Here is a 7,660-nt window from a genome sequence, read left to right as displayed (position 1 = left end):
TCAGTTGCTCGCGTCCACTGTGTTGGTTCTGAAACCACGAACAACCGTCGCAGCCACAGGTTGTGGCTCCGGTTGACAGTTTCATAGTGTTTCGGTGGTCATAGCGTGAGGGAAACGCCCGGTTACATTCCGAACCCGGAAGCTAAGCCTTACAGCGCCGATGGTACTGCAGGGGGGACCCTGTGGGAGAGTAGGACACCGCCGAACAAATATTGAAGAAAACCCCCGTGCAAACGGGGGTTTTCTGCGTTTAGGGTCGGGTCATGAGCAACGACCTCGGCCACTACGTGGTCCGTTCCATAAACGCCGACGAGTGGCCCGCGGCCAAGGCCCTCCGGCTCGTCGCGCTGCGGGACCCCATCGCCCACCTCGCCTTCCTGGAGACGTACGAGCAGGCCGCCGCCAGGCCGGATTCCTTCTGGCAGGAGCGGGCGGCAGGCGCTGCCAAGGGCGCTACCGGGGCTCAGCAGATCGTCGCCGAGGCGCCGGACGGAACCTGGGTCGGGTCGCTGACCGTGCTCATCGAGGAGGCCGGCTCCACGGACTGGGCCGGGTTCCCGGTCGAGCGGCGGCAGGGCCATGTCGTCGGTGTGTTCGTCCGGGCCGACCACCGTGGGATCGGGCTGACGGAGGTGCTGTTCGACGCGGGCCTGGAGTGGGCCTGGGACATGGGCGTCGAGCGCGTCCGGCTCATCGTGCATGAGGACAACGAGAGGGCCCGCAACTTCTACCGCAAGGCCGGCTTCGTGCCGAGCGGGGTCACGGTGCCGTTGACGAGCGGCGAAGACGGCGAGGAGGGCTCCGCCGAGTCCGAGCTGGAGTACGTGCTCGAGCGTCCCTGAGAAGAGGTCCCGGGGGAGCGGGGTCACACCGGCAGCTGGTCGTGAGGCCAGCGGGTGCGGCCCTGTTCGCGGGAGCGCAGCAGGGCGAGGGTCAGCAGCCCCCGGGCGGCTCCGTCGGCCAGCAGTCCCGGGAGCCGGGGCAGCGGCGCCACGGCGGCGACGTCGTCCAGGACGAGCGTGAGTGGTGGGTCGAGCCGACCGGAGGATGACCGTTCGGCCATGCGCCGGCCGCGCTCGACCACGCTTGAGGCGAGCCCGGTCAGGAGGGGCATCGCGCCCGGGTGGGTTCGGGGATCCTCGATGGATTCCCCCACCACATAAAGCGTGCCCCCTTCGTTGACGAAGGAATCCAAGGCGAGCGCATCAGTTCGGTTGGGAGTGCAGGCCTCGCGGATGTTGACCGTGAACAGTGAGGCCAGCGCGCGGCTGGTCAGTTCCTGGGCGATGTCGCGCCGTTCGGGATGCGAGGTGAGCGCGGCCTCGAGCTCGCCTGCCGAGCCGGCCGCGGCCTTGGGGCTGGTGCGCAGCGTGCGTACGGCGTCCTGCACCTGGACTCCCTGGGCCCAGCGGTGCACGTGCCGGATCGTGCGGCCGTCGATGGCGGCGGCGTGGAGGTAGCTCCGCAGCAGGAGCTCCGCGGTGTCGCCCACCGCCTGGTCGATCTTCGCGGTGGGGCGTACGGGGGCGAGGAGGGCCGCCGAGCGCTCCGTCGCCGTCTGCTTGTCCTCGCAGCCGGTCGTCGGGGACCAGTGGAGGCGGGCCGGCGTGTCGCACAGGTGGGCGGGATCGTAGAGGAGGACCGGTCCGAGCTTGGCGCGGGAGTCCTTCGTGTCCTGCCACAGGGCCGGGTTCGAGGTGACGACCAGGGCCGGGCCGGCCGCGTCCCGGATCGCCTGCGCGGCGACCGCCTGGCGGTCCTCCCTCGGGGCGACCAGGAGGGTGGGCGTACGGCCGCCGCCCGGGAAGGGCTCGTCCGCGGCGGCGAGGGGCCGCGCCAGCGGCTGTGAGGGCTCCGGGTGCGTCCGGGGCGCGGGTACCTCGGGTACGCCCTCCTGCGTGACCGGAACCTCCTGCGTGACCGGTACCTCCTGCGTGACCGGAACCTCGTGCGGGACCGCCCCGGGTCTCTCCCGCGGCAGCGGGGCCGTCCCCCGGTCCCGCGCCGGGGATTCCGCCGACTCCCCCGGCCGCTCCCGTACCGCCTGTGCCTCCCGCGCCGCCAGGCGCTCGCCGCGGTGTCTGAGGCGTACCGCTCTCCACCGGGCCACCGTGCCCATCACGAACACGGTCAGCACGAACAGCACCATCAGCTGCCCTGTGAACAGTCCCCAGAACAGCCCGTACCCCGACAGCTGTGCCGGCGGGGTGTCCGGCCAGGCGCCCGCCATGTCGTGCGGCTGCCCGATCAGGTGGCGCATCGCGGTCGGCGTGCGGACGAAGGTGACCCCGGACGGCCAGCCGCCGTGGGAGAACAGGCCGGCCAGGCCGGTGGCCGTCCACACCAGCAGGGTCATGCCGAGGAGGAAGGCGAGGATGCCCACCAGCAGGCCGTCGGGGATGCCGCCCCGGCGCTGGCCGCCCTGCCCGCCCTGTCCCTGGTCGCGGTCGTCCGGTCTCACGCCTCTTCCGTCCCCTCCCTGCGCCGTCCTTACGCCACCGTCGATTCCGAGTCGCCCACGTGCTGCTCCACGAAGGCCGCCGCCCGCTCCTCGGCCTCCAGCTCGGCGGCGCGCAGGGCTTCGTCGGCGGCGAAGTCGTTGGAGGACTCGGTCATGGCGCGGTCGGTGAAGACCAGGGGGCGCTCGGTCTCGGTGACCAGGTGTTTGACGACCTGGACGTTGCCGTTGACGTCCCAGACGGCGATGCCCGGGGTGAGCGTCGGGATGATCTCGACGGCCCACCGGGGCAGGCCGAGGACGCGGCCGGTGGCCCTCGCCTCGTCGGCCTTCTGGGCGTAGATGGTCCTGGTGGACGCCATCTTCAGGATCGCCGCCGCCTCCTTGGCGGCCGCTCCGTCCACCACGTCGGACAGGTGGTGGACGACGGCCACGAAGGACAGGCCGAGCCGGCGGCCGAACTTCAGCAGCCGCTGGAACAGCTGGGCCACGAAGGGGCTGTTGATGATGTGCCAGGCCTCCTCGACCAGGAAGATGCGCTTCTTGCGGTCGGGGCGGATCCAGGTGTGCTCGAGCCAGACTCCGACGATCGCCATCAGGATCGGCATGGCGATGGAGTTGCGGTCGATGTGGGAGAGGTCGAAGACGATGAGGGGGGCGTCCAGGTCGATGCCGACCGTGGTGGGGCCGTCGAACATGCCGCGCAGGTCGCCGTCGACGAGGCGGTCGAGGACGAGTGCCACGTCCAGGCCCCAGGCCCGTACGTCGTCTATGGCGACGTTCATCGCCTCGGCGGACTCCGGTTCGGGGTGGCGCAGTTGCTCGACGATGTCGGAGAGGACCGGCTGGCGTTCGACGATCGTCTCGTTGACGTAGGCGTGCGCGACCTTGAGGGCGAAGCCGGAGCGCTCGTCGAGGCCGTGGCCCATGGCGACCTCGATGATGGTGCGCAACAGGGCGAGCTGCCCGGTCGTGGTGATCGACGGGTCGAGCGGGTTGAGGCGGATGCCGTGGTTGAGGGCCGCTGTCGGGTCGAGCCGGATGGGGGTTATCCCCAGCTCCTCGGCGATGAGGTTCCACTCGCCGACCCCGTCCTCGCCCTGGGCGTCGAGGACGACGACCTGGCGGTCGCGGAAGCGCAGCTGGCGCAGGACGTAGGTCTTCTCCAGGGCCGACTTGCCGTTGCCGGACTCGCCGAGGACGAGCCAGTGGGGGGCGGGGAGCTGCTGGCCGTAGAGCTGGAAGGGGTCGTAGATGTAGCCCTTGCCGGAGTAGACCTCGCGGCCGATGATGACGCCGGAGTCGCCGAGGCCGGGCGCGGCGGTGGGCAGGTAGACCGCCTGGGCCTGGCCGGTGGAGGTGCGCACCGGCAGACGGGTCGTCTCGACCTTCCCGAAGAGGAAGGACGTGAAGGCGTCCGTGAGTGCGGTCAGCGGGTCCCGCATCAGAGCATCAGCCCCTACCGTCGGATTCCGGTGGCGAACGGGAGCGTGTTCACGAAGGCGCGGTGGTGCTCGCGGTCGCACCACTCCAGTTTCAGGTACGACTTCCCGGCCGAGGCCCTTATCGTCCGCTTGTCGCGGGCGAGGGCTTCGGGGGTGCGGGAGGAGACGGTGATGTAGCCGACGAGGTTGACGCCGGCGGCGCCGCTGGCGAGGTCCTCGCCGCGCTGGTCGAGGCGGGTGTGGGCGGCCACGTCGCGGGGGTCGACGGTGCGGTTCATCTTGGCGGCGCGGCTGGCCTCGGCGACGTCGTTGGTCTTCTCGGTGAGCATGCGTTCGATGGCGATCTCGGTGGGTTCGAGGTCCATCGTGACGGCGACGGTGCGGATGACGTCGGGGGTGTGGACGAGGAGCGGGGCGAGGAAGTTCACGCCGACCGGGGTCATGGGCCACTCCTTGACCCAGGCGGTGGCGTGGCACCAGGGCTCGCGGGTGGCGGACTCGCGGGTCTTTGCCTGGAGGTAGGTGGGCTCCATGGCGTCGAGTTCGGCGGGCCAGGCGTTGCGCTTGGTCATGGCCTGGATGTGGTCGATGGGGTGGTCCGGGTCGTACATGGAGTGGATCAGCGAGGACAGCCTGCCCTGGCCGAGCGGCTGCCGTACGCGGATGTCGGCCTCCTGGAGGCGGGAGCAGATGTCGGTCAGCTCGCGGGCCATGACGACGGCGAGGCCCGCGTCCCGGTCGAGTCTGCGGCCGTCGCGGGAGCGGGCGGCGCGTGCCATGGCCTGGGCCTCGGCGGCGAGTTCGCGGGTGTAGTGCATGCAGGCGACGAGGTAGGCGCGGTGCTGCTCACTGCTGGTGGACACCATGGACTGGAGTTGGTCGTAGGACCGCTGGAGCCAGGCCGGTGCGCGTTCGTCGCCGCGCTGGGTGACGTCCTTGGCGTGGGCGTCGGGGTCGGCGGGGAGGGTGCGGGCGAGCATCTGGATGCGGGTGACGAAGCCGTCGCCGTTGGCCACGTGCTTGAGGAGGGTGCCGAACCGGTCGACGAGGGCCTCCTGGTCCTCGGAGTCGCGCAGGCCGACGCCGGGGCCCTCGATCTCGATGGCGGCGGTGACGGTCTTGCGGTCGGCGTGCAGGAGTACGGCGATCTCGTCGGGGCCGAAGGGCGCGGCGAGCCAGGTGATGCGGCCGATGCCGGGCGGGGGGCCGACCTCGATCTCGCGGCCGTCGATGCGGGTGCCGGCCTCCATGACGGAGGAGCGGTAGAGGGCGCCGCGTTTGACGGTGCGCTTGTAGGAGCGGTTGATCTCGAACCACTTGTAGAAGGTGCGGCGCCGGTAGGGGACGTAGACGGCGGCGAGGGCGAGCAGGGGGAAGCCGGTCAGCAGCACGATGCGCAGGGAGAGCACGGGGACGAGGAGCCCGCACATCATGCCGAGGAAGGCCCCGGCGATGATCAGGACGATCTCGCCGGTCTCGCGGTTTCGGCCGACGATCGCGTTCGGCCGGGCGCGGCCGATGAGATACGTACGGCGGGGCGCGACCGTGTGGGACAGGTGGGACTCGGTCGTCAACGCCCTTCACCTCCCGTGCGGTTGGTACTGCTGTTGCGGGTGCTGCTGGCGTGGGGGGTGTTCACCGGGCTGGGTGCGCGGGGAGCGGGTGCGGCGGTGGGGACGGCTCCGCCGCCGCCGTCCGGGACGCGTGCGCTGTGCGCGGCGACGCCTCCGGAGGCGGGGTTGGCCGGGCGTGGGGCGGAGTTCTGGCCGCCGCCCGCCGAGCCGTTGCTGTCGGCGCGGGTGCTGTGGGTCTTGATGCCCTGGGCGACGAGGGTGGCGGGGGAGCTGATGACGGCGGCGGCCTTGCCCTCGGCGCCCTGCATGATGCGGTTGTTGCGGCCGGCGGCGATCTCGTCGCCGAAGCCGGGGACGAAGCGGTAGATCATCGCGCTGGCGAAGATGGCGAGCAGGATGATGGCGAGGCCGGAGACGACGGCGGAGAAGGCGCCGGGGCCGTTGCCGTTGGAGGACAGGGCGCCGGCGAGTCCGAGGACGATCACGATGACGGGTTTGACCAGGATCACCGCGATCATGACGCCGGCCCAGCGGCGGACGTGGCCCCACAGGTTCTTGTCGACGAGGCCGGCGTAGACGACGGTGCCGAGGAGCGCGCCTACGTAGAGCAGGGCGGCGCGGATGACCAGTTCGAGCCAGAGGACACCGGCGGCGAGGATGGAGACCAGGGAGACGACGATCAGCATGATCGGGCCGCCGCCGATGTTGTCGCCCTTGCCGAGGGCGGCGGAGAAGGTGCCGAAGAAGGTGTCCGCCTGGTCGCCGCCGGCCTTGGCGAGGACGTCGGAGACGCCGTCGGTGGCCGAGACGACGGTGTAGAGGATCAGGGGGGTGAAGGCGGAGGCGAGGACGGTCAGCCAGAGGAAGCCGATCGCCTCCGCGATGGCAGTGGTCAGGGGTACGCCGCGGACGGCGCGCTTGGCGACGGCCAGCAGCCACAGCAGCAGGGTGAGGATCGTGGAGGCGGCGAAGACGACGGCGTACTGCTGGAGGAACTTCGGGTTGGTGAAGTCGACGTTGGCCGTCTCCTTCACCGCCTTGCTGAGCTTGTCGATGGTCCAGGAGGCGGCGTCGGCACAGCCTTTGGCGAGGGAGGAGAGGGGGTCGAGGGTGGAGGAGGGGTCGGAGGTCAGCCCGTTGGAGTGGGAGGAGCCGTTGCCCTTCTCGCAGTAGTCCTTGGCGGGGCCGCGGATCAGGTCGCAGGGATCCTTGCTCGCGGACGGCGAGGGTGTGGGCGCGGCTACGGCATGGGTGGCGAGCAGCACGGCGCCGGTCTGCACTGCGGTGACGGCGGCCGCCACCTTGAGGACGAGGTGGTTAGCGCGCATACGTGAAGCCTCCGTACTCCTCGACGGCCTTCGTCATGTCGTCGGCGGTGGAGGCCTTCTGGTCGCGCCCGACCGGGACAGGGCCATCCTTCTGCTGGAAGTCGGTGATCTTCCAGTCGTTGTCGGTCCAGGTCAGCTGGTAGGTGGTGGTGTACCAGCTTTCGGACACGGGGTTGGTGGACGTCTGTCCGGACAGGCCGAACAGGGACGTGTACCAGACCTCGACGGTCGCGTTGTTCCCGCTCAACGATGTGATCTTGGTGCCCACCGGGATGATCCGGGAGACGAACAGCTGGCCGGGCGGAGCGCTGCCGTCCTTGTTCAAGCCGATGCTGCTGAGGAACTTCTCGCTCGAGTAGGCGTCGTCCAGGCCCGCCTGACGGGCGGTCGCCACGTCGGGGGCGTAGACGGTGTTCACGATCTGGTGCCGCAGCGCGGTGTTGAACATGTCGGCGGAGCCGAGCGCCACCGAGTAGTTGGCCGCCGCGCTCTGGGCGCCCTGTTCGTCGTGAGTGAACCCGGAGGGAATTCCGTCTCTCTGTGTTCGCACGGGCTGCTTGCCCGTTGCCGCTGTTGCCGCTGCCTTCGGTTTGTCGCCGTCGCCCTTGGCGGCGGACGAACCGCCGCCCGAGCGGTTCGCGAAGGCGATCGCGGCGATGAGGAGGACGACGACGCCGACGACCGTGATCAGGCCGCGTGAGGAGGAGCGGCCGCCGCGGCGGGCGCCGCCGTAGGGGTCGCCGGCCCGCTCGGGGAGCCGGGTGCGGGTCTGCCCGCCACCGTACGGTTCCTCGTCGGCGCGCGCGGACTCGCCGTAGCCGTGCTCGTCTCCGAGACTCATGTCCCGAACGCCCC

General features: G+C 70.6%; 6 protein-coding genes and 1 rRNA gene. 2 read left to right on the top strand and 5 right to left on the bottom strand.

What is annotated here, in order from left to right:
• The first annotated feature begins 90 nt into the window (after positions 1–90).
• A 5S ribosomal RNA gene (rrf, locus tag IE217_RS32875) occupies positions 91–207 on the top strand.
• A 56-nt stretch (positions 208–263) separates the two neighbouring features.
• A complete protein-coding gene (locus IE217_RS32870; RefSeq protein ID WP_190181603.1) occupies positions 264–842 on the top strand; it encodes a GNAT family N-acetyltransferase in 579 nt (192 codons plus the stop codon).
• A gap of 23 nt (positions 843–865) precedes the next feature.
• Here the strand turns inward: IE217_RS32870 and IE217_RS32865 are convergent, their stop codons facing one another.
• The 5 genes from IE217_RS32865 to IE217_RS32845 are packed head-to-tail and all read right to left on the bottom strand — an operon-like array spanning position 866 to position 7,646.
• Positions 866–2,461 carry a type VI secretion protein gene (locus IE217_RS32865; protein ID WP_190181602.1) on the bottom strand — a complete coding sequence of 532 codons (1,596 nt, stop codon included), beginning with the start codon at positions 2,459–2,461 and terminating at the stop codon, positions 866–868.
• Between the two features lie 29 nt (positions 2,462–2,490).
• Positions 2,491–3,903 (bottom strand): ATP-binding protein, encoded by a 1,413-nt coding sequence (locus tag IE217_RS32860; protein WP_190181601.1) that lies wholly within the window; start codon positions 3,901–3,903, stop codon positions 2,491–2,493.
• Positions 3,904–3,917: 14 nt separating this feature from the next.
• Positions 3,918–5,477 (bottom strand): SCO6880 family protein, encoded by a 1,560-nt coding sequence (locus IE217_RS32855; protein WP_190181600.1) that lies wholly within the window; start codon positions 5,475–5,477, stop codon positions 3,918–3,920.
• Positions 5,474–6,805 carry a hypothetical protein gene (locus IE217_RS32850; RefSeq protein WP_190181599.1) on the bottom strand — a complete coding sequence of 444 codons (1,332 nt, stop codon included), beginning with the start codon at positions 6,803–6,805 and terminating at the stop codon, positions 5,474–5,476. The genes IE217_RS32855 and IE217_RS32850 overlap by 4 nt, the downstream gene beginning before the upstream one ends.
• Positions 6,795–7,646, bottom strand: a complete 852-nt coding sequence (locus IE217_RS32845) for a DUF8175 domain-containg protein (protein ID WP_190181598.1) — start codon at positions 7,644–7,646, stop codon at positions 6,795–6,797. Before IE217_RS32845 ends, IE217_RS32850 begins: the two co-directional genes overlap by 11 nt.
• Positions 7,647–7,660: the final 14 nt, after the last annotated feature.

It is taken from the genome of Streptomyces naganishii JCM 4654 (genome assembly GCF_014650575.1).
Classification (GTDB): Bacteria; Actinomycetota; Actinomycetes; order Streptomycetales; family Streptomycetaceae; genus Streptomyces; species Streptomyces naganishii.
Note: the sequence above shows the minus strand (reverse complement) of the source record. Positions and strands in the feature narration are given on the sequence as shown.

Coding starts and splice junctions, on each gene's coding strand:
- IE217_RS32845 (WP_190181598.1), bottom strand. CDS start 7,646: ATGAGTCTCGGAGACGAGCACGGCTACGGCGAGTCCGCGCGCGCCGAC.
- IE217_RS32870 (WP_190181603.1), top strand. CDS start 264: ATGAGCAACGACCTCGGCCACTACGTGGTCCGTTCCATAAACGCCGAC.
- IE217_RS32860 (WP_190181601.1), bottom strand. CDS start 3,903: ATGCGGGACCCGCTGACCGCACTCACGGACGCCTTCACGTCCTTCCTC.
- IE217_RS32850 (WP_190181599.1), bottom strand. CDS start 6,805: ATGCGCGCTAACCACCTCGTCCTCAAGGTGGCGGCCGCCGTCACCGCA.